Source organism: Mesorhizobium sp. B2-6-4, from assembly GCF_006441495.1.
In the GTDB taxonomy this organism is placed as follows: Bacteria; Pseudomonadota; Alphaproteobacteria; order Rhizobiales; family Rhizobiaceae; genus Mesorhizobium.
Map to the genome: position 1 here is coordinate 1 of NZ_VFUE01000026.1, position 20065 is coordinate 20065.

19 protein-coding genes are annotated in these 20065 nt (G+C 64.0%); 15 read left to right on the forward strand and 4 right to left on the reverse strand.

Annotated features, from left to right (window positions below):
- Positions 1-94 precede the first annotated feature (94 nt).
- Genes FJ426_RS27340 through FJ426_RS27355 form a run of 4 tightly spaced genes read right to left on the reverse strand, consistent with a single transcriptional unit; the run spans position 95 to position 3877 of the window.
- Positions 95-1135: a DUF3445 domain-containing protein gene (locus FJ426_RS27340; RefSeq protein WP_140559332.1), complete on the reverse strand. Its 1041-nt coding sequence runs from the start codon at positions 1133-1135 to the stop codon at positions 95-97.
- Between the two features lie 9 nt (positions 1136-1144).
- Positions 1145-2110 (reverse strand): PDR/VanB family oxidoreductase, encoded by a 966-nt coding sequence (locus FJ426_RS27345; RefSeq protein ID WP_140559331.1) that lies wholly within the window; start codon positions 2108-2110, stop codon positions 1145-1147.
- Positions 2107-2703, reverse strand: a complete 597-nt coding sequence (locus FJ426_RS27350) for a dimethylamine monooxygenase subunit DmmA family protein (protein ID WP_140559330.1) — start codon at positions 2701-2703, stop codon at positions 2107-2109. The genes FJ426_RS27345 and FJ426_RS27350 overlap by 4 nt, the downstream gene beginning before the upstream one ends.
- A gap of 40 nt (positions 2704-2743) precedes the next feature.
- Positions 2744-3877 (reverse strand): aminomethyltransferase family protein, encoded by a 1134-nt coding sequence (locus tag FJ426_RS27355; RefSeq protein ID WP_140514707.1) that lies wholly within the window; start codon positions 3875-3877, stop codon positions 2744-2746.
- 283 nt (positions 3878-4160) lie between these two features.
- Here FJ426_RS27355 and FJ426_RS27360 point away from each other — a divergent pair, with 283 nt between their 5' ends.
- The 15 genes from FJ426_RS27360 to FJ426_RS27430 all read left to right on the forward strand — a co-directional run bounded on the left by FJ426_RS27360 (position 4161) and on the right by FJ426_RS27430 (position 19967).
- Positions 4161-4442 carry a hypothetical protein gene (locus FJ426_RS27360; protein ID WP_140497875.1) on the forward strand — a complete coding sequence of 94 codons (282 nt, stop codon included), beginning with the start codon at positions 4161-4163 and terminating at the stop codon, positions 4440-4442.
- Between the two features lie 14 nt (positions 4443-4456).
- Positions 4457-4834, forward strand: a complete 378-nt coding sequence (locus FJ426_RS27365) for a hypothetical protein (protein WP_140497873.1) — start codon at positions 4457-4459, stop codon at positions 4832-4834.
- A gap of 14 nt (positions 4835-4848) precedes the next feature.
- Positions 4849-5010 (forward strand): hypothetical protein, encoded by a 162-nt coding sequence (locus FJ426_RS27370; RefSeq protein ID WP_140514703.1) that lies wholly within the window; start codon positions 4849-4851, stop codon positions 5008-5010.
- A 14-nt stretch (positions 5011-5024) separates the two neighbouring features.
- Positions 5025-6428 (forward strand): amino acid permease, encoded by a 1404-nt coding sequence (locus tag FJ426_RS27375; RefSeq protein ID WP_140514701.1) that lies wholly within the window; start codon positions 5025-5027, stop codon positions 6426-6428.
- A gap of 43 nt (positions 6429-6471) precedes the next feature.
- Positions 6472-7161 carry a hypothetical protein gene (locus tag FJ426_RS27380; protein ID WP_181165153.1) on the forward strand — a complete coding sequence of 230 codons (690 nt, stop codon included), beginning with the start codon at positions 6472-6474 and terminating at the stop codon, positions 7159-7161.
- Positions 7158-7487, forward strand: coding sequence for a hypothetical protein (locus FJ426_RS27385; RefSeq protein WP_140497867.1), 330 nt, complete (start codon positions 7158-7160; stop codon positions 7485-7487). The genes FJ426_RS27380 and FJ426_RS27385 overlap by 4 nt, the downstream gene beginning before the upstream one ends.
- Before the next feature lie 86 nt (positions 7488-7573).
- Positions 7574-8470 carry a glutamine amidotransferase family protein gene (locus FJ426_RS27390; protein ID WP_140497865.1) on the forward strand — a complete coding sequence of 299 codons (897 nt, stop codon included), beginning with the start codon at positions 7574-7576 and terminating at the stop codon, positions 8468-8470.
- A 4-nt stretch (positions 8471-8474) separates the two neighbouring features.
- Complete coding sequence (locus FJ426_RS27395) at positions 8475-9206, forward strand: GXGXG domain-containing protein (protein ID WP_140551135.1); 732 nt, start codon at positions 8475-8477, stop codon at positions 9204-9206.
- Between the two features lie 6 nt (positions 9207-9212).
- Positions 9213-10541 carry an FMN-binding glutamate synthase family protein gene (locus tag FJ426_RS27400; protein ID WP_140514697.1) on the forward strand — a complete coding sequence of 443 codons (1329 nt, stop codon included), beginning with the start codon at positions 9213-9215 and terminating at the stop codon, positions 10539-10541.
- A 63-nt stretch (positions 10542-10604) separates the two neighbouring features.
- The gene (gene glnT, locus FJ426_RS27405) at positions 10605-11912 is read left to right on the forward strand and encodes a type III glutamate--ammonia ligase (protein WP_140514695.1); all 1308 of its coding nucleotides are present in this window, start codon (positions 10605-10607) and stop codon (positions 11910-11912) included.
- A 35-nt stretch (positions 11913-11947) separates the two neighbouring features.
- Positions 11948-13201 (forward strand): sarcosine oxidase subunit beta family protein, encoded by a 1254-nt coding sequence (locus FJ426_RS27410; RefSeq protein WP_140497859.1) that lies wholly within the window; start codon positions 11948-11950, stop codon positions 13199-13201.
- Positions 13202-13211: 10 nt separating this feature from the next.
- The gene (locus tag FJ426_RS27415; RefSeq protein WP_140559329.1) at positions 13212-13487 is read left to right on the forward strand and encodes a sarcosine oxidase subunit delta; all 276 of its coding nucleotides are present in this window, start codon (positions 13212-13214) and stop codon (positions 13485-13487) included.
- A gap of 202 nt (positions 13488-13689) precedes the next feature.
- Positions 13690-16671: a sarcosine oxidase subunit alpha gene (locus tag FJ426_RS27420; RefSeq protein ID WP_140559328.1), complete on the forward strand. Its 2982-nt coding sequence runs from the start codon at positions 13690-13692 to the stop codon at positions 16669-16671.
- Positions 16664-17290, forward strand: a complete 627-nt coding sequence (locus FJ426_RS27425; protein ID WP_140497853.1) for a sarcosine oxidase subunit gamma family protein — start codon at positions 16664-16666, stop codon at positions 17288-17290. The genes FJ426_RS27420 and FJ426_RS27425 overlap by 8 nt, the downstream gene beginning before the upstream one ends.
- Before the next feature lie 307 nt (positions 17291-17597).
- Entirely contained in the window at positions 17598-19967 is a 2370-nt protein-coding gene (locus tag FJ426_RS27430; protein WP_140559327.1) for an aminomethyltransferase family protein, read from the forward strand.
- The last annotated feature ends 98 nt before the right edge of the window (positions 19968-20065 follow it).

Genomic DNA, 20065 nt, shown 5'->3' on the forward strand with positions numbered 1-20065 from the left:
GGCCTGCGCTCCACGGCGCCCCCCTCTGCCCTGCCGGGCATCTCCCCCTCTTGGGGGGAGATTGGCTGCTTGGAGGGCAGCGTCAATACAGCAATCAATCCGGCCCGAATCCCGGTGACGTCGCACTTCCATCATCCAACTTCGATAGCCATTCCACCAGCGTTGGCCGATACCGCGTCAGCCCCTTGTAGGTGGCAAGCTCCTCGGGCAGGTCGCGGATGACGCGGTGCAGGCGGCGCGCCCATTTGGGCTGCGTCACCAGCTCGTCCATCTTGATCAGGTAGCAGCGGATCGGGAAGACGATGGCGTTGGAGCGCGGCAGGCGCCAGAAGCTCTGCAATTCGACGCGCAGATGCACCTTGTCGCCGACATTGTCGGGCGTCACCGTCGCCCGGTCCGGACCCCATTTGTGGTAATTCTCGGGGCTGGTGTCGAGGCGCGGATTGACGGTCATGGTCCAGTTCAGGCGACGCGCCGGCTTGCCCTGCTGGATATTGGTGAGGAACTTCAGCGCCCTGACGAAAATCCCCTTTTCATGCGCCAGCGGCACCGGCGCGTGCCACTCGAAGAAGTTCATGCCGATGTCGAAGTCGAGCGACCAGTCGGCCTGGGTGGTGACCATTCCGGCATCCATCCAAAGATTGCCGTCGCGCTGGTCGAGGATGCAGAAATCGCCCTGGCTCTGGCGGGTGATGTATTCCATCGGCCCGTAAGGCAAAGTCGAGGTGTCGCCGAAGGTGAAGGTGTCGTCGATGCCGAGCGGCCGGTTGATCCAGCGCCAGCGATCGCCGTCGCGGGTCAGCGTGAAATGCTCGGGATAGCCCAGCGCCTGCTGCTCCATCAGAAGTTCGAGCAGGTCCCAGCCGGCGAGCGTCATGTGCGGCAGCGACTGGCAGCGCAGTGGATCCTCGGCCAGGACCAGAGCACGGTCCTGCATCTCGGCGACATAGTGCTCGTCGACATCGATCAGGTTTTCCAGCACGCTGCCCTTCGGACCGACGACATGCGGCTCGATGTTGACCGCATACATGTAGCTGTCTTCGTGGAACGGAAACGGGAACCGCCTGATGTGCTCAGGGCTGTTCCTGAAGGTGAAGTCGTCGCGGAACGTTTCCTTGCGAAAGGTGATGCCCAAGCTCGCCTCCTATCTTTCCAAGACCAGCGATTTGCCTTCGAAGCGCGACACGCACGGCATGATCTTGCAGCCGGAGCGATGATCTTCCTCGCTCAGCCAATGGTCGTTGTGGATGAACTTGCCGTCGGACGAGATGACGTTGGTTTCGCACTGGCCGCAGACGCCGCCGCGACAAAGATAGGGTGGATCGACGCCGGCCGCCTCGATCGCCTCGAGCAGGCTCTGCTGCTCGCCGACGCGGATGGTCTTGCCGCTGACGGCCAGCGTCACATCGAAGGGCAATCCCGGTTGCGGCGCCGCGAAATGCTCGAAATGCACGGTCTCCGGTGGCCAGCCAAGCGCGGCGGCGCGCTCGCGCACCCAGCCGATCATGCCTGCCGGACCGCAGACATAGAGATGCGTGCCGAGCGGCTGCGACGACAGCAGCCGGTCGAGGTCTATGCGTTCCCCGCGGTCGTCGTGATAGAGCCGGACCCGGCGGCCGTAGCGCTGTTGCAGCACATCGGCATAGGTGCCGAGCGAAGCCGTGCGGCAGGTGTAGTGCAGTTCGAAATTGCCGCCCTCGCCTGCCAACTGCGCGGTCTGGGCCATGAAGGGCGTGATGCCGATGCCGCCGGCCAGCATCAAATGTTTCTTCGCCCTGAGATCGAGCGAGAACAGATTGACGGGATAGGAGATCACCATCTCCAGGCCGGGCCTGACGCTCCGGTGCATGAAAAGCGAGCCGCCCCGGCCGACATCGTCGCGACGTATCGAGATCGTGTATTCGCGCGTGTCGAGCGGCGAGCCCATCAGCGAATAGGGATTGAGCCTTGTGCGATCGCCGTCGCGCATCTCGACCACGACATGGGCGCCGCCTGAAAAGGTCGGCAACAGCTCGCCGTCGCGGCGGCGGAAATGAAAGCGGGTGACCAGTTCGTTGACGGGAACAACATCGCTGACGACGACGTCGAGTTTGGTGGTGCCGGTGCTCATCGGAAGACCTCCTCGATCGGAGGAATTTCGCTGCGATCCTCGGCATTGATGCAGACGCCCTGGAACGCCGCCAGCCGCCGCGAATAGTGGTCGCGCACCAGAAGTAGCAGGCCGCAATGCGAGCAGGTGGCGGGTTGCGTCGTTACATTCTCGGTGATGCCCTTGCAATGCACGCACTGCACGCGGCGCGCCAGCGAGCCGCGATGTTCGGTCTGGATCGCGGTGTGGTCGATGCCGGCTTCGAGCGCCACCTGCATGGCCTGGCCGATCAGCCCTTCGGTACCGGCGAGATAGAGGCGCAGGCCCATATGCGCGTTATCAAGCGTCTGTTTCAGCCGCGGCAGCAGGCTGGCGAAGGACGGCGCCTGGTGGAAGCGCGCCGGTTTCAGCGCTTCGAGAGCGGCGACATGCCTGTCGTCCGGCCCGGGAATGAAGACGATTTCGGCACCGTCGAAGAACCTGTCCGGAGCCGTCTTGGCCATGTCCGCTATCGCGAGCGCACCCTCGGCATCGGCGATGAAAAGATGATGCTTGCCGGGCTGCGGCGACAAGGTTCCGTAGACGGGCCGGCTGATGATCGACTTGGCTGCCATTCTCTGCTTCGTGCCTCGAACCCTCGCCTTCGACTATGCCTCAGCCTTTCGCCGTGCGCTTGGTCTTCCTTGGGTCATCGAACGGCAATGGCTGCGCCGTCGCCTTGATCGATCCGCTCCTGTTGCGGATCTCGAGCCTTGTGTCCTTGACGGCGCAGTCGACGTCGAGGCGGGCGATGCCCATCGATTTCTCGACCAGCGGCGAATACATGGCGCAGGTGACGACGCCGACTTGTCTGCCATCGCGATAGACCGGGGCGCCCTCGTCGGCCGGCTCCTTGCCGTCGAGCAACACGCCATAGATCTTGAAGCGCTCCTTGCCCTTGAGACGGTAGTGCTCCTCGGCGCCGCGAAAGCCGGTCTTGCCCGGGCTGACGGTGAAGTCGAGGCCGAGTTCCCACAGCGTGTCGCCGGGGCCTTCATTCTCGAACGGATATTTCTGCGAATTGTCGTAGGGATAGAACAGGAGATAGCTCTCGACGCGCAGCATGTCGAGCGTGGTGAAGCGGCACGGGATAATGCCGGCGCTCTTGCCCTCGTCGAGGATCCTGTCCCAGATCGTGCCGGCATCCTGGCCGCGGCAGAAGATTTCATAGCCGCGCTCGCCGGTATAGCCGGTGCGCGAGATCATCACCGGAAAACCGAAGAGCTGCGTCTGCATGTGATGGAAATAGTTGAGGTCGCGAATGCCCGGCACGTGCCTGGCAAGATAGTCGACCGCCGCCGGCCCCTGCAGCGAGAGGTCGTGCAGATTGTCGTCGAAGCGCAGCGACACGTCCCTGCCCATCGCCGCCCGCTGCAACTCCTCATGTCCGGTTCCCGAGCCATGCACCACCATCCAGCTATTCGGCCCGGTGCGGTAGAGGATGCAGTCGTCGGTGAATTTTCCCGCCTCGTTGAGCATGCAGGCATAGGCCGATTTGCCGGGATAGATTTTTTCGACGTCGCGCGTGGTGGCGAGATCGATGAGGTGCGAGGCGTGCGGGCCTGTGATGTGGACCTTCTTCAGGCCCGAGACATCCATCAGCCCGGCCTTGGTGCGGATAGCGATGTATTCCTCGTCGGCATCCTTGTCGTAGGTCCAGGCGGTGCCCATGCCGCTCCAGTCTTCGAGTTTCGAACCCAGCGCGCGATGGCGATCCGCCAGGGTTGAAAATCTCCAGGATGCCGTCATCCGATCCTCCGTTCGATATTTTGATTATGTTCCCTGCTCCTGTGCGCGCGGGCTGGAGCTTTGAGCGAATATTGATCGCAAACGCGTGGGGCCTGCAATCCCCTGAAAGCAAATAATTTCATTGTCAGGCAAAATTCGTCATCCGAACAAGACGGTTAACTCTGCGTAAATTCGTCTTGACAATTTCCGAATTCGGTCTGAATTTATGAAAAAAATTTCACTCTCTTGAAAGAGAACGGCGGACGGTGGATTCGGAACCGGACGTCGAAAAAGGGGAAAACCGATGTCAGACCTGCAGCAGCGCATCGAGGCGCTGTACCGTTCCGACTTGCGCGGATCCGCGCTCCTGATCATCTGCCTGTGGGCGACGATCCTCTTCGTCCTCTTCATGACATGGCCGCATATCCCGCATGACGGCATCAAGGCCGTCGTCGCGATTGCCGCCGCCGCGGTGCTGATCTTCAACACGGCGGCGATCCTGGCCATGGTCAACCACTACAAGGAGGACAAGGAGTTCATCTATGGGCTCGACATCAAGAACTACGACCGCAACCGCAAATCCTGAGGGGGGAGAGAAGCATGTCCCGCTACACGCCGCCGCAACAGAGCAAGGCCGGGCAGGTCTTCGATATCGCCGTCGTCGTGGTCGCCATCTTCGTGGCGCTGTGGCTGCCGCTGAAACTGGGATTGGCGGGAGCAGCCAAGTCCATCGACGCGCTCGACGCCAAGACCTGGGAGGCGCTCGGCCAGAACCCGACCATGGCGTCGATCTGGGAAAGGCTCGGCTATACGCCGGAGACCGCGCACGACATAATCCAGAACCGTTTCCACTACATCATCGACTGGCCGACGCTTGTTGTCATGGCAGCCGTGTTGATCGGTTATTTCGTGTTCCTGTTCCGGGCATCCGACCGTGAATATCGCGACGTCATCAACGAGAAGTTCGACGAGAAATAATCCGGGGACAGACCATGTGGATAGTACTCTCTTACGCATGCTGGGGCATCTCGATCGTGCTTGCGCTGTGGATGCTCTACGATTGGTTCAAGGTCGATACGACCTACTCCGAGGATATGCTGACGTCCTCGCGCGAAGGCGAACTTGAAGCCGCTTCCGAAAAACACCGGATCTGAGTGGGGATTGATCGATGACGGTCGTGGTTGAAACTGCGGGTTCGGCAACAAATGGCGACAGGGTCTCGCTGCTTCGGGTGCTTGGCCCGGCCCATGTCTGGGCGTTGGGTGTGGGCATCGTCCTGGTCGGCGAGTTCACCGGCTGGAATTTCTCCGCCGACAAGGGCGGCGCGCTTGCCGCGCTGATTGTCTGCTGGGTCGTCGGGCTGCTCTATACCTCGGTCGCCATGATCGATTCCGAAGTGACGTCGACGGTCGCCGCCGCGGGCGGCCAATATGCGCAGGCCAAGCACATCGTCGGGCCGCTGATGGCCTTCAACGTCGCGCTGTTCCTGGTCTTTGCCTACACGATGCTCGAAGTGTCGGACGCCATCCTGCTCGGCGACACGATCGTCGCCAAGGCGGGCGTCGAGGGTCTCACCCACAACTCCTTCATCGCCGCCACCATCGTCGTCCTGGCATGGCTCAACTATCGCGGCGTGCTGATGACGCTCAACGTCAACTTCGTCATCACCGCGATCGCCTATATCTCCATCGTCATCCTGTTCTTCTCGGTCAGCCCGTGGACGCAAGGCGCGGTGCTGAAGCTCAACGAATTGGTCACCCCGGACAATGCGCTGCCCTATGGCTGGATCGGCGTCATCGCCGCTTTCCAGTTCGGCATCTGGTACTATCTCGGCATCGAGGGCACCACGCAGGCGGCCGAGGAAGTGCGCTCGCCCGCGCGCTCGCTGCCTTATGGCACGATGGCCGGCATGATCACGCTTCTGATCGCCGCCGCCATGACCTGGTATGTCTGCGCCTCGCTGATGCCCTGGGAATATCTCGGCATCACTTATTATCCGCTGTGGGACGCCGGCAAGCTGACCGGCAACCCGCTGCTGGAAAACCTGCTGTTCATCGCCACGCTGCTTGCCGCACTGGCGTCCGCCAATGGCTGCATCAACGACGCGGCGCGCGCCTGGTTCTCGCTCGGCCGCGATCGCTACCTGCCGAGCTGGTTCTCGGCGGTGCACCCGAGATACCGCACGCCCTACCGCTCGATCCTGTTCCTGCTGCCGATCGCGCTCGCCTTCGCCTTTATCGCCGACCTCAACCAGGCAATCACCTTCTCGATCCTGTCCGGCGTGCTGCAATATACGTTCATGAGCATCAACATCATGATGTTCCGGAAGAAGTGGCCTCTGGGTTCGATCCGCCGCGGCTACACGCATCCCTTTCACCCGCTGCCGGCGATCGTCTTGTTCTGCCTGTGCGTGGTCACCTTCTTCGCCATCTTCCTCGGCTTCGGCTCGCAGCTCATCGCCATGGTCGCGTTCTATTTCCTGATCTCGCTGTGGTTCCATTTCTACCGCTACAAATTCGTGCGGCGCGGCGACCAGTTCACCATGCCGTGGCCGAAACCGCAGGGCTATTGATGGGAGTAGGCCCGTCCGAATTGGGCGGGCCTGGCATGACGAAATGTCCGAGGTGACGTCAGCACTGCTTGCCGGGGCGGCTGTCCTGGCTCTCGTCCTGCACTTTGCCTGGCTGGCACGCCGCAGCCGCGACAGGGCTGCCGTGGCGCGCGCCGCCGACCAGGCCAGCATCCGCGCCGTCATTGCCGACGCCGAAGATGTCTCGGACGGTACTGCCGGCGTCGTTACGTGGGAAGGCTCGTGGAACGGCCAGCGCGTGCAGTTGCGCACCATCGTCGACACGCTGGCGACGAGAAAGCTGCCGGCGCGCTGGCTCAGCGTATCGATAACGGAGAAAACAGCCGTGCCCGGCACCTTCGACATGATGATGCGGCCGGGCTCGCCGACGACATTCTCCAATTTCGACCATCTCGACCACACGCTGCCGAAGGCGCCCGGCTTTCCCGCCGAGGCGGTGCTTCGAACGGACCGCAGAGGCGTGCGCTTCCCGCAAAACATCATCGCCGACCATCTGGAGCCCTTTTCAGAAGGACGCGCCAAGGAGCTACTGATCACGCCAAAGGGTGTGCGTATCGTCTGGCTGCTGGCCGAAGCCGAGCGGGCCCGCTACGGTGTCTTCCGGCAAGCCGCTTTCGGTGACGCGCAAATCGACCCGGCGCTGATCTCGCGGCTGCTCGTATCCCTTTCGGGACTGCGCGACGCGATCAACAGGAACGAACGGAAAGCGGCATGACCGGCGCAACCCCCTCGCCCGGACCTACCAGCCCATATATCGTCTTGGGCGCGGCAACCCTGCTGCCGGGCAGCGGCCACGTCATGCTGGGCGTTCCCACGCGCGGCCTGCAGTTTCTTTTCTTCATGGTCATCCTGGCCTGGGTGACGGCGAAGATCGCCCCGCCCGACGCCAGCTTTGTCGGCCGCCACGCCGGCGGCTTCCTGATCTATGCGCTGTCGATCCTTGACGCCTACAAGATGGCTCGTATCCGGACCGCCAAATGGGCCCATTCCATGCGCCGGCAAGGCGATGGGCCGCCGGATGGGACAAAACACAACGCGTAACGAGAGGAATATTTTTTTCATACCAATTGAATTCCCCGAACTCATTCGATACATCATTTTTAGCTACAAAGGGTCTGGAGGCTGGCATGTGCGGAATCGTTGGACTTTTCCTGAAGGACAAGGCGCTGGAGCCGCAGCTCGGTGCGATGTTGTCGCAGATGCTGGTATCGCTCAGCGATCGCGGACCCGACAGCGCCGGCATCGCGATCTATGGCGCGCCGTCCCGCAACGAGGCCAAGATCACCATCCAGTCGCCGAGGCCGGAGCGTGATTTCCGTGGACTGGACGCCGAACTCACCAAGGCGCTCGGCGTGCCGGTGAGCGTCATGGTAAAATCGACGCATGCCGTCATCAGGACCACGCCCGAAAAGGTCGATGCCGCGCGTGAGACCATCCAGTCGCTCAGGCCCGACATCCGCATCATGGGTGCCGGCGAAGCCGTGGAAATATACAAGGAAGTCGGCTTGCCCGAGGCTGTGGTCGACCGCTTCGACATCCGTGGGATGACCGGAACGCATGGCATCGGGCACACCCGCATGGCGACGGAATCGGCGGTGACGACGATGGGCGCGCATCCGTTCTCGACCGGCGCCGACCAGTGCCTGGTGCACAATGGCTCGCTGTCCAACCACAACAACGTTCGCCGCGAACTGGTCCGCGAAGGCATGAAATTCGAGACCGAGAACGACACCGAAGTGGCGGCCGCCTATCTCTCCTCCCAGATGGCGCATGGCAAGAACCTCGGCGAGGCGCTGGAGGGCACCCTCTCAGATCTCGACGGTTTCTTCACCTTCGTCGTCGGCACCAAGAACGGCTTCGGCGTGGTGCGCGACCCGATCGCCTGCAAGCCCGCCGTGATGGCCGAAACGGACCAGTATGTCGCCTTCGGCTCGGAATATCGCGCGCTGACCAAACTGCCCGGCATAGACAATGCGAGAGTCTGGGAACCGGAACCCGCAACCGTCTATTTCTGGGAGCATTGAGTTCATGCCGGCAACAAAACTTTCAACCGCGGCGGCGAGCGACCATGCCTCCCGGGTGTTCGACCTGGACCAGATGTCGCTGCGCGAGCTCAACCAGGCACTGCACAATCTGACGCCAGGCTCGAACGAGACCGCCTGGGAAGTGTTGAACCCGAAGGGCAGCCATTCGGTCGCCGTCGGCGTCGACCAGCCGGTCAGCATCGATGTGCGCGGCAGCGTCGGCTATTACTGTGGCGGCATGAATTCCGGCAGTGCCATCACCGTGCATGGTTCGGCGGGACCCGGCGTCGGCGAAAACATGATGTCGGGGTCGATAACAGTCAAAGGCGACGCCAGCCAGTATGCCGGCGCCACCGGCAAGGGCGGGCTGCTCGTCATCGAGGGCAATGCGTCCTCGCGGTGCGGCATTTCGATGAAAGGCATCGACATCGTCGTGCACGGCAATATCGGCCATATGTCGGCCTTCATGGCACAGTCCGGCAATCTGGTGGTGCTGGGCGATGCCGGCGACGCGCTCGGCGATTCCATCTACGAGGCACGGCTATTCGTGCGCGGCAAGGTCGACAGTTTGGGCGCCGACTGCATCGCCAAGGAAATGCGGCCCGAACACCTCGAACTCCTGCAAGGCCTGCTCGATCGCGCCGGCGTCACCGGCGTCAAGCCGTCGGAGTTCAAGCGCTACGGCTCGGCGCGCACGCTCTACAATTTCAATATCGACAACGCCGACGCGTATTGAGGCAGCATGACCTATCGCAACCCGCCGACGACGCCGCGCAAATCCGCGACTTTCGACGACTACACGCTTTCCGAGATCCGCCGCGCCGCGGCCACCGGCATCTATGACATCCGGGGCGCCGGCGCCAAGCGCAAGCTGCCGCATTTCGACGACCTTCTGTTCCTGGGCGCATCGATCTCGCGCTATCCGCTCGAAGGCTATCGCGAGCGCTGCGACACATCAGTCGTGTTGGGCTCACGCCATGCCAAGAAGCCGATCGAGCTGAAAATCCCGATCACCGTTGCTGGCATGAGCTTCGGCTCGCTGTCGGGCCCGGCCAAGGAAGCGCTCGGGCGCGGCGCGACGCTGTCGGGCACCTCGACCACGACCGGCGACGGCGGCATGACCGAGGAAGAGCGCGGCCATTCCAAGCAACTCGTCTACCAATATCTCCCCTCGCGCTATGGCATGAATCTGCGCGACCTGCGGCGCGCCGATGCCATCGAGGTCGTCGTCGGCCAGGGCGCCAAGCCCGGCGGCGGCGGCATGCTGCTCGGACAGAAGATCTCCGATCGCGTCGCCGAGATGCGCACGCTGCCCAAGGGCATCGACCAGCGCTCGGCCTCGCGCCATCCCGACTGGACCGGGCCGGACGATCTCGAGATCAAGATTCTCGAACTGCGCGAAATCACCGACTGGGAGAAGCCGATTTACGTCAAGGTCGGCGGCGCCCGCCCCTACTACGACACAGCGCTTGCGGTGAAGGCCGGCGCCGACGTCGTCGTCGTCGACGGCATGCAGGGCGGCACGGCGGCGACGCAGGAAGTGTTCATCGAGAATGTCGGCCAGCCGACGCTCGCCTGCATCAGGCCGGCGGTGCAGGCGCTGCAGGATCTCGGCATGCATCGCAAGGTGCAGCTGATCGTCTCGGGCGGCATCCGCAACGGCGCCGATGTCGCCAAGGCGCTGGCGCTCGGCGTCGACGCGGTCTCCATCGGCACGGCTGCCCTTGTCGCGCTCGGCGACAACGATCCCCGCTGGGAGGCGGAGTACAACGAGCTCGGCACCACATCAGGCGCCTATGATGACTGGCACGAAGGCCGCGACCCGGCCGGCATCACCACGCAGGATCCCGAACTGATGAAGCGGGTCGATCCGGTGGCCGCCGGCCGCCGGCTGGCGAACTATCTCAAGGTGATGACGCTGGAGGCGCAGACCATCGCCCGCGCCTGCGGCAAGAACAGCCTGCATAATCTCGAACCCGAGGATCTCGTCGCGCTCACGATCGAGGCCGCCGCGATGGCCGGCGTGCCGCTGGCCGGCACCAACTGGATACCGGGGAAGAACGGCTTCTGATCAACAAAGGGCCGAAGGCCATATGCTCTAGGGCCAACAATCGACAAAAAATGGGGAACTTCCGTGACAGTTGATCTTGCAGAGTTCGCAAGGGCGAAAAACGTCAAATATTTCATGATCTCCTACACCGACCTGTTCAGCGGGCAACGCGCCAAGCTGGTGCCGGCGCAGGCGATATCAGATATGCAGAAGGATGGCGCCGGCTTCGCCGGTTTCGCTACCTCGCTCGACCTCACGCCGGCACATCCCGACATGCTGGCGGTGCCGGATCCGAATTCGGTTATCCAGCTGCCCTGGAAGCCTGACGTCGCCTGGGTCGCCGCCAACTGCATCATGGACGACAAGGAGGTCGACCAGGCACCGCGCAACACGCTTAAGCGACTGATCGCGGAAGCCGCTAACGACGGCATGCATGTCAAGACCGGCGTCGAGGCGGAATTCTTCCTGATCTCGCCCGACGGCAAAACGATCTCCGACGAATATGATACGGCGGCGAAACCATGCTACGACCAGCAAGCGTTGATGCGCCGCTACGACGTCATCGCCGAGATCTGCGACCACATGCTGGCGCTCGGCTGGGGCGCCTACCAGAACGACCACGAGGATGCCAACGGCCAGTTCGAGATGAACTGGGCCTTCGACGATGCGCTGGCGACCGCCGATAAGCATTCTTTCTTCAAGTTCATGGTCAAGTCGATCGCGGAAAAGCACGGCCTGCGCGCCACCTTCATGCCCAAGCCCTTCCAGGGACTGACCGGCAATGGCTGCCATGCGCACATCTCGGTGTGGGACAAATCAGGCAAGACCAATGTCTTTGCCGACAATTCGATGGAGCTCGGCCTGTCGGCCAAGGGTAAGCACTTCCTCGGCGGCATCATGAAACATGCCTCGGCTCTCGCCGCCATCACCAACCCGACCGTCAATTCCTACAAGCGCATCAACGCGCCTCGCACCATTTCGGGCGCCACCTGGGCGCCGAACACGGTGACCTGGACCGGCAACAACCGCACCCACATGGTGCGCGTGCCCGGTCCCGGCCGTTTCGAGCTGCGGCTGCCTGATGGCGCGGCCAACCCTTATCTGCTGCAAGCCGTCATCATCGCCGCCGGCCTCGACGGCATCCGCTCCAAGGCCGACCCCGGCAGGCGCTACGACATCGATATGTACCAGCACGGTCACACGGTGGAGGGCGCGCCGAAATTGCCGCTCAACCTGCTCGACGCGTTGCGCGAATTCGACAACGACAAATCGCTCAAGACGGCGCTGGGTGAGGAATTCTCGTCGGCTTATCTAAAGCTGAAGCACCAGGAATGGAATTCCTATGCTTCGCACTTCACGCAATGGGAGCGCGACCACACGCTGGATATCTGACCGGCGCAGCGTGCGAGCGACCTCGGAATGAACGTATGAAATATTCGATCTTCTCGCTCGCCCGCGCCGCCTTCTCCGGCCACAAGAACTGGCAGCGCACCTGGCGCGACGCCAGCCCGAAGGACCGCTACGACGTGGTGATCATCGGCGGCGGCGGGCATGGTCTGGCCACCGCCTGGTTCCTCGCCAGCGAGTACGGCATCAGGAATGTGGCCGTGCTGGAAAAGGGCTGGATCGGCTCCGGCAACGCCGGCCGCAACACCACCATCATCCGCTCCAATTACGGCCTGCCCGGCAACACCGGCTTCTACGAATTGTCCATGAAGCTGTGGGAGCGGATGGAGCAGGACCTCAACTACAACACGATGGTCAGCCAGCGCGGCGTCATCAATCTCTACCATTCCGATGCGCAGCGCGATGCCTATGCGCGGCGCGGCAACACGATGCGCATCAACGGCATCGATGCCGAATTGCTCGACCTTGCCGCGGTCAAGAAGATGATGCCGTTCCTGAATTTCGACAATGCGCGCTTTCCCGTGCAAGGTGGGCTCTTGCAGCGGCGCGGCGGCACGGCGCGGCACGACGCGGTGGTCTGGGGCTACGCCCATGCGGCGAGCGCGCTCGGCGTCGACATCATCCAGAATTGCGAAGTGACGGGCTTCGTGCGCGACGCCAACGGCAAGGTGACCGGCGTGGAGACCTCGCGCGGCAAGATCGGCGCCGGGAAAGTCGGCATGGCCGTCGCGGGCTCCTCCTCGCGTGTCGCCGCGATGGCGGGCCTGCGCCTGCCGATCGAAAGCCATGTGCTGCAGGCCTTCGTCTCCGAGGCGATCAAGCCGCTCATCCCCAATGTGATGACGTTCGGCGCCGGCCATTTCTACGTCAGCCAGTCGGACAAGGGCGGCCTGGTCTTCGGCGGCGACATAGACGGCTACAATTCCTACGCCCAGCGCGGCAATTTGCCTGTGATGGAAGACGTCTGCGAAGGCGGCATGGCGCTGATGCCGATGATCGGCCGCGTGCGCCTGCTGCGCCAGTGGGGCGGCATCATGGACATGTCGATGGACGGCTCGCCGATCATCGACAAGACGCCGGTCGACGGGCTCTACCTCAATGCCGGCTGGTGCTATGGCGGCTTCAAGGCGACGCCGGGCTCAGGCCTCGTCTTTGCCCACCTGCTGGCCCGCGACCAATCCCACAAGGAGGCCGCCCGCTTTCGCCTCGACCGGTTCCGGTCTGGTGCGATGATAGACGAAAAGGGCCAGGGCGCCCAACCGAACCTGCACTGAAGGCCCTGCCATGCGCATCACCTGTCCCTTCTGCGGCGAACGCGACCTCGGCGAGTTCACCTATCTCGGCGACGCCAAGCCGATGCGTCCGGAGGCTGGCGCTTCGGAGGACGACGTCTTCGAGTACGTTTACCTGCGCGACAATGTCGCCGGCGTGATGGACGAGAATTGGTACCACGGCGGCGGCTGCCGAGCGTGGCTGAAGGTCACCCGCAACACGCTGACGCACGAAATTTCGGCCGTGGAGCCGGCGGCGGGCGCCGGGGCGAGGCAGGTTGCGAAATGAATTTTTCTGTCCAGCTCAGCGCCGCGGTGAAGGCCGGTACGTCTTTACCTCCCCCTTGTGGGGAGGTCGGACCGCAAGTTTGGGTGGGGGTCGGCGCCGCCCCCCCACCCCGCTGCTTCGCAGCGACCCTCCCCACCAGGGGGAGGGTAAGAAGCGGCAGGGCGATGAGGGGCAGCGCGACGCCAGTGCATGGGGCTGCATCGTGATTTCCTCCCAGTCCAATCGTCTCTCCACTGGCGGCCTCGTCGATCGTTCGTCACCGCTGAGCTTCCGCTTCGATGGCAAGACGTTCTTCGGCTTCGAGGGCGACACGCTGGCGTCGGCGCTGATCGCCAACGGCGTCAAGCTGGTCGGCCGCTCGTTCAAATACCACCGTCCGCGCGGCATTCTGACCGCTGGCTCGGAAGAGCCCAACGCGCTGGTCGAACTGCGCACCGGTGCACGCCGCGAGCCGAACACCAAGGCCACGACCGCCGAGCTCTATGAAGGGCTCGAGGCCGCCAGCCAGAACCGCTGGCCGTCGCTCCATTTCGACGTGATGTCGGTCAACCAGATCTTCGCGCCGATCTTCGTCGCCGGCTTCTACTACAAGACCTTCATGTGGCCGGCCAAATTCTGGGAGGCGATCTACGAGCCGGCGATCCGCCGCGCCGCAGGCCTCGGCCGCGCCGCCGGCGTTGCCGATCCCGACCACTATGACAAGGCCTGGGCGCATTGCGACGTGCTGATCGCCGGCTCCGGCCCGACCGGGCTTGCGGCGGCCCTTGCCGCCGGCCGCTCCGGCGCCCGCGTCATCCTGTGCGAAGAGGATTTTATTCCCGGCGGCCGCCTGCTCTCGGATGGCGGCACGATCGACGGGCTGCCGGCAGCCGAGTGGCTGTCGCGAACCCTGGCGGAACTCGAGGCAATGCCCGATGTCCGCATCATGACCCGCACGACGCTGTTCGGCGTCTACGATGGCGGCACCTATGGCGCGATCGAGCGGGTCAACGACCATCTGCCCTCGCCGCCCGAGCACCAGGTGCGCCAGCGCATGTGGCGCATCGTGGCCAGGCGTTGCGTCGTCGCGGCCGGCGCCCTCGAGCGGCCGGTCGTCTTTGCCGGCAACGATACGCCCGGCGTGATGATGGCTTCGGCCATGCGGACCTATGTCGCGCGCTATGCCGCCGCGCCGGCAAAACGCATCGCGCTGTTCACCAACAATGAGGATGGCTGGCGCACGGTCGAGACAGTACTCGGCGCAGGCTTGCAGATTGCGGCGGTCATCGACGCACGGCCTGACGTCTCGCCCGCCCATCGTTCGCTCGCCTCGAAGAGCGGCTTCCCGGTGCTGCATGGCGCCGTCAGCCGTGCGGACGGCGGCAAGGACGGTGTGAGGAAAATCTCCGTCTCTCTCACCGGCGGCGCGCGAGCCGAAGTGGAAGCGGACGGGCTTGCCGTCTCCGGCGGCTGGAACCCGGCGGTCGGGCTCACCCCCTATCATCGCGGCCGGCCGAAATGGCGCGACGACATCGCCGCCTTCGTGCCCGACGGAGCGCCTCCCGGCATGGTCGCCGCCGGTGCAGCCAATGGCTCGTTCGGTCTCGGCGCCTGCCTGGCGGGAGGGTTTGCAGCAGGCGCGGCGGCCGCGCTCGACGCCGGGCGCAGCGGCAAGGCCGGCACAGCGCCGATCGCCGATGACGAGGCGTTCTCGTTGACGCCGCTCTGGCATGTCGCCGGCAAGGGCAAGGCGTTCGTCGACCAGCAGCACGATGTCACAGCTTCCGACATCGAACTGGCGCAGCGCGAGGGCTTTGAATCGGTCGAGCATCTGAAGCGCTACACGACGCTCGGCATGGCGACCGACCAGGGCAAGACCTCCAACGTCGCCGGCCTCGCCATCATGGCTGCGGTGTCGGGCAAGTCCATTCCCGAAACCGGCACGACGATCTACCGCCCGCCCTATGTGCCGGTCGCGATCGGCGCCGTTGCCGGCCATCACCGCGACGAGACTTTCCACGCCACAAGGCTGACGCCTTCGCATCACTGGGCCGCCGAACAGGATGCCGTCTTCGTCGACACCGGCCTGTGGAAGCGCGCGCAATGGTATCCGCGCACGGGCGAGAAGGACTGGCTGGAATCCGTCACCCGCGAGGTCAAGGCGGTGCGTTCCGGCGTCGGCTTCTGCGATGTCTCGACGCTCGGCAAGATCGACGTGCACGGCCCCGATGCCGGCGCCTTCCTCGACCGCGTCTACATCAACACCTTTTCCAACCTCGCCGTCGGCAAGGCACGCTACGGGCTGATGTTGCGCGAAGACGGGTTCGTCTACGACGACGGCACGACCTCGCGGCTGGCCGAGGATCATTATTTCCTCACCACCACCACCGCCAAGGCCGGACTGGTGATGCAGCATCTCGAATTCTGCCGGCAGGTGCTGTTTCCCGAATTGGACGTGCAACTGACCTCGGTCTCCGACCAGTGGGCGCAATTCTCGATCGCCGGGCCGAAGACCCGAGATCTGCTGAAGGAGATCGTCGATCCGACAGAGGATCTGTCGAACGAGGGCTTCCCGTTCATGGGCGCGCGCGAAGTTGCGTTGCGCGGTGGCATCAAGGCACGGCTGTTTCGCATCTCTTTCTCCGGCGAAATGGCGTTCGAAATTTCGGTGCCGGCGCGCTATGGCGAGGCGCTCGTGCGCAATCTGATGCTGGCCGGCAAGCCGTTCGGCGTGACGCCATACGGCACCGAGGCTCTTGGCGTCATGCGCATCGAAAAGGGCCATGTCGCCGGACCGGAACTGAACGGCACGACCACGGCCGCCGACCTCGGCCTGGGCAAGATGATGTCGACCAAGAAGGATTTTGTGGGCCGCGTCATGGCCGGGCGCGAGGCGCTGGTCGCGCCGGACCGGCAGGTCGTCGTCGGCATCAAGCCGACCGACAAGGCGCGGCGGCTGCGCTCCGGCGCGCACATCGTTCCGAAGGGCCAGACGCCCGGACCTGATAACGACCAGGGCTATGTCACCTCGGTCTGCTTCTCGCCGACATCGGATCAATGGATCGGGCTTGCTCTCGTGGAACGTGGTCGCGAGCGTATCGGCGAGACCGTGCGCGCGCACGATCCGCTGCGCGCAGAGGAGTATGATGTCGAACTGTGCAATCCCGTCTTCTACGATCCGGATGGAGGGCGCCAGCGTGGCTGAATTTACCTGGGATGCGCGCAGCCCTCTCGACCGCACGCTGGTCGTCGGTCCGCATGGCGCGCAGGGCGATGCCGGCGTTTCGCTGACCGAGATCCGCAATTTCGACCTCGTGCAAGTGATGGCACGCCGCGGCAAGGCGGGTGACCTGGCCAGGGCTGCGACGGCGTGTTTCGGCATTGCCGGTCCGGATGCGCCCAAGGCGGTGCGGATTGCGGACGCCACGCTGATCTGGTCCGGGCCGGATCAGTTTTTCGTGCTGTCGAAGAGTGGCAAGCACGGGATGAAGGCGCTTGCTCCTCTGCTTGCCGGATCGGCTTCGCTGTCTGACCAGTCGCATGCGCGGGCGCTGATCAGCATCTCCGGTGACAAGGCGCGGGCGATGTTGGCCAAGCTTTCATCGCTCGATCTGCATGCCGGTGTGTTCGCGGTCGGCTCTGCCGCCGCAACCTCGATGGATCACACCAGCGTCTCGCTCTGGCGTGGGAATGATCGGGCGGACGGACAGCCGATGTTCAACGCTCTGGTCTTCGCGACCTTTGCCGAGAGCCTGTGGCACACGATGCTCGATGCGGCGGCGGAATATGGTGTGGATATCAGCCATTCCGAGGAAGTGACGTAGCCTTGCGCGCGCCCTTCCCTTCTCCCCTTGTAGGAGAAGGTGGCCGCGCGGAGCGAGGTCGGATGAGCGGTGCTCCAGCTTGGCAATGACGGCACTCCGTCACCCACCCCCTCGACCGTCTCGGCGCTGCGCACTGATCCACCGCCCTGGGGCGAGCCACGGATCTCGCCCCGTCCTTCAGACCCCACAAGGGGAGAAGGAAGAACCTGCCCCACCACCGCCTTGCCAAACCCACCCGCACTGCTATTCTTGCTGCTAAAATAATTTCACACACAGGCAAACTTGTTTCTCGAACCGCAAGGCTGAGATGAGCCAGTCGCCCTACCCTGCCGTCGCATCCGGACCACCCCGGCCGAGCCTGATCCTGCGGCCCGGCCAGATCGCGCTGCCGCCGGGCATGGAGCGCTATACGGTCCAGGGCAATGGTGCGGTGCTGATCGAGGTCGAGGCCGGCGACACCATCACGGTGCGCAATGTCGAGGGCGGCCAGGCTTGCGAACTGCTGGCGTGGGATGGCACCGGTGCGACCGATCCCTCCATCCTCGGGGAAAACTCCAACAGCAATGCCGCCGGCATCAAGGCGCTGCTTGCCGAGGGCGATGACAGCCTCGCGTCCCTGCGGCGCGGGCTCGCACGCCGGCAGGTGCGGCTCGACCAGGCCAAGGCGGTGCGCGTGTTCGGCGGCGCCACGCCGGCCGGCACCGAACAAGCTTTCACCGTCGTGCGCGACGGCTCGGTGGTGATTGCCGCGCCCGGCGGGCCGATGCTGGTCGACGGCCATGATACGGCGACGCCGCTTACCGTGATCGTGCGGCGTGCCACCATCCGTCCGGCGGCGAAGTCGCTATTGGCCGACCCGCTCGCCGATCCGGTGCTCGATTTGCGCGTCCATTCGGCGACGGCGGAATCCTACTTCGTCAAAGCCGGCGACTATCTGCAGATCATCGACGTCGACGGGCGCCAATGCACCGACTTCCAGTGCTTTTCGGCGCGCAAGCTGGACAAGGGGCTCGACCATCCGCTCGATGTGACGACGACACGCACGCTGATGGGCGCGAGCTATCCGATGCCGGGGCTGCACTCGAAATATTACGACCAGGACATGGAGCCGCTGGTCGAAGTGGTGCAGGACACATGCGGCCGGCACGACGCCTTCGCGCTCGCATGCGCCGCCAAATATTACGATGACATCGGCTATCCCGGCCATGCCAACTGCTCGGAGAACTTCAACCGCGCGCTGTCGGACAAGGGCGTCACGCCACGCGCCGGCTGGATGGCTATCAACTTCTTCTTCAACACGGCAATCGACGCGCATGGCGTCATGGTCTCCGACGAGCCATGGTCGCGGCCAGGCGACTATGTGCTGCTGCGGGCGCTGACCGACATCGTCTGCGTGTCCTCCGCCTGCCCCGACGACACGACGCCGGCCAATGGCTGGGACCTGACCGACATCCATGTGCGCACCTATTCCGGCCAGCACAAATTCTCGCGTGCGATCGCCAGACGCATGACGCCCGATTCGGAACCGAAAATGACCCGCGAGACCTCCTTTCATTCGAGCTTTGCCAAGCACACCCGCGACTTCGTCGAGTACAGGGGCTATTGGCTGGCCAATTCCTTCGCCAGGGAAGGCGCGATCGCCGAGTACTGGGCCTGCCGGCAGGACGCCGTGATCATGGACCTGTCGCCGCTGCGCAAATTCGAGGTCACCGGCCCGGATTCCGAAGCGCTGCTGCAATATACGCTGACCCGCGACGTCAAGAAGCTCGGCGTGGGCCAGGTCGTCTATTCCGCCATGTGCTACGAGCATGGCGGCATGATCGACGATGGCACGCTGCTCAGGCTCGGCAAGGACAATTTCCGCTGGGTCGGCGGCGACGATCTGTCCGGCGAATGGCTGCGCGAGACGGCGACAAAGCTCGGCCTCAACGTGCTGGTGCGCTCGTCCACCGACCAGATGCACAATATCGCCGTGCAGGGGCCGAAGAGCCGCGACATCCTGAGGAAGGTGATCTGGACCTCGCCGCTGCAGCCGTCGATCGAGGAACTGGAATGGTTCCGCTTCGCCGTCGCGCGCATCGGCGGCGGCAATGGCGTTCCGGTCGTCGTCTCGCGCACCGGCTATACCGGTGAACTCGGCTACGAGATCTGGTGTCATCCGCGCGACGCCGAAAAGGTCTTCGACGCGATCTGGGCCGCCGGCCAGCCGCATGGATTGAAGCCGATGGGCCTGCAGGCGCTGGACATGGTGCGCATCGAGGCCGGGCTGATCTTCGCCGGTTACGAGTTCTCCGACCAGACCGACCCGTTCGAGGCCGGCATCGGCTTCACCGTGCCGCTGAAGTCCAAGACCGACGACTTCATCGGCCGCGAGGCGCTGATCCGGCGCAAGGAGAACCCGCAGAACAAACTGGTCGGGCTCGACATCGATGCCAACGTCGCGGTCGGCCATGGCGATTGCGTGCATGTCGGCCGCGCCCAGATCGGGGTCGTCACGTCGGGCATGCGCTCGCCGGTGCTGAACAAGACCATCGCGCTGGCGCGGCTCGATGTCACCCACGCCGCCATCGGCGCGCGAGTTGAAATCGGCAAGCTCGACGGCCACGCCAAGCGGCTGCCGGCGCGAGTCGTGGCCTTCGCCCATTACGATCCGCAGAAGACCAGGCCGCGTTCCTGACCGCGGCCTTCCGGGCATACGGGATTGCCCGTCGGCGGCGCCGCGGGGCACATTTGTGCGCCCGCCCGCAAGCGTGATGTGCACGGCGCGACAAAACG

Bases quoted from the DNA above. Each gene is read 5' to 3' on its own strand.
- FJ426_RS27390 (WP_140497865.1), top strand. From the start codon at position 7,574: ATGTGCGGAATCGTTGGACTTTTCCTGAAGGACAAGGCGCTGGAGCCG.
- FJ426_RS27350 (WP_140559330.1), bottom strand. From the start codon at position 2,703: ATGGCAGCCAAGTCGATCATCAGCCGGCCCGTCTACGGAACCTTGTCG.
- FJ426_RS27345 (WP_140559331.1), bottom strand. From the start codon at position 2,110: ATGAGCACCGGCACCACCAAACTCGACGTCGTCGTCAGCGATGTTGTT.
- FJ426_RS27370 (WP_140514703.1), top strand. From the start codon at position 4,849: ATGTGGATAGTACTCTCTTACGCATGCTGGGGCATCTCGATCGTGCTT.
- FJ426_RS27410 (WP_140497859.1), top strand. From the start codon at position 11,948: ATGAAATATTCGATCTTCTCGCTCGCCCGCGCCGCCTTCTCCGGCCAC.
- FJ426_RS27375 (WP_140514701.1), top strand. From the start codon at position 5,025: ATGACGGTCGTGGTTGAAACTGCGGGTTCGGCAACAAATGGCGACAGG.
- FJ426_RS27355 (WP_140514707.1), bottom strand. From the start codon at position 3,877: ATGACGGCATCCTGGAGATTTTCAACCCTGGCGGATCGCCATCGCGCG.
- FJ426_RS27395 (WP_140551135.1), top strand. From the start codon at position 8,475: ATGCCGGCAACAAAACTTTCAACCGCGGCGGCGAGCGACCATGCCTCC.
- FJ426_RS27430 (WP_140559327.1), top strand. From the start codon at position 17,598: ATGAGCCAGTCGCCCTACCCTGCCGTCGCATCCGGACCACCCCGGCCG.
- FJ426_RS27400 (WP_140514697.1), top strand. From the start codon at position 9,213: ATGACCTATCGCAACCCGCCGACGACGCCGCGCAAATCCGCGACTTTC.
- FJ426_RS27380 (WP_181165153.1), top strand. From the start codon at position 6,472: ATGTCCGAGGTGACGTCAGCACTGCTTGCCGGGGCGGCTGTCCTGGCT.
- FJ426_RS27360 (WP_140497875.1), top strand. From the start codon at position 4,161: ATGTCAGACCTGCAGCAGCGCATCGAGGCGCTGTACCGTTCCGACTTG.
- FJ426_RS27415 (WP_140559329.1), top strand. From the start codon at position 13,212: ATGCGCATCACCTGTCCCTTCTGCGGCGAACGCGACCTCGGCGAGTTC.
- FJ426_RS27365 (WP_140497873.1), top strand. From the start codon at position 4,457: ATGTCCCGCTACACGCCGCCGCAACAGAGCAAGGCCGGGCAGGTCTTC.
- FJ426_RS27385 (WP_140497867.1), top strand. From the start codon at position 7,158: ATGACCGGCGCAACCCCCTCGCCCGGACCTACCAGCCCATATATCGTC.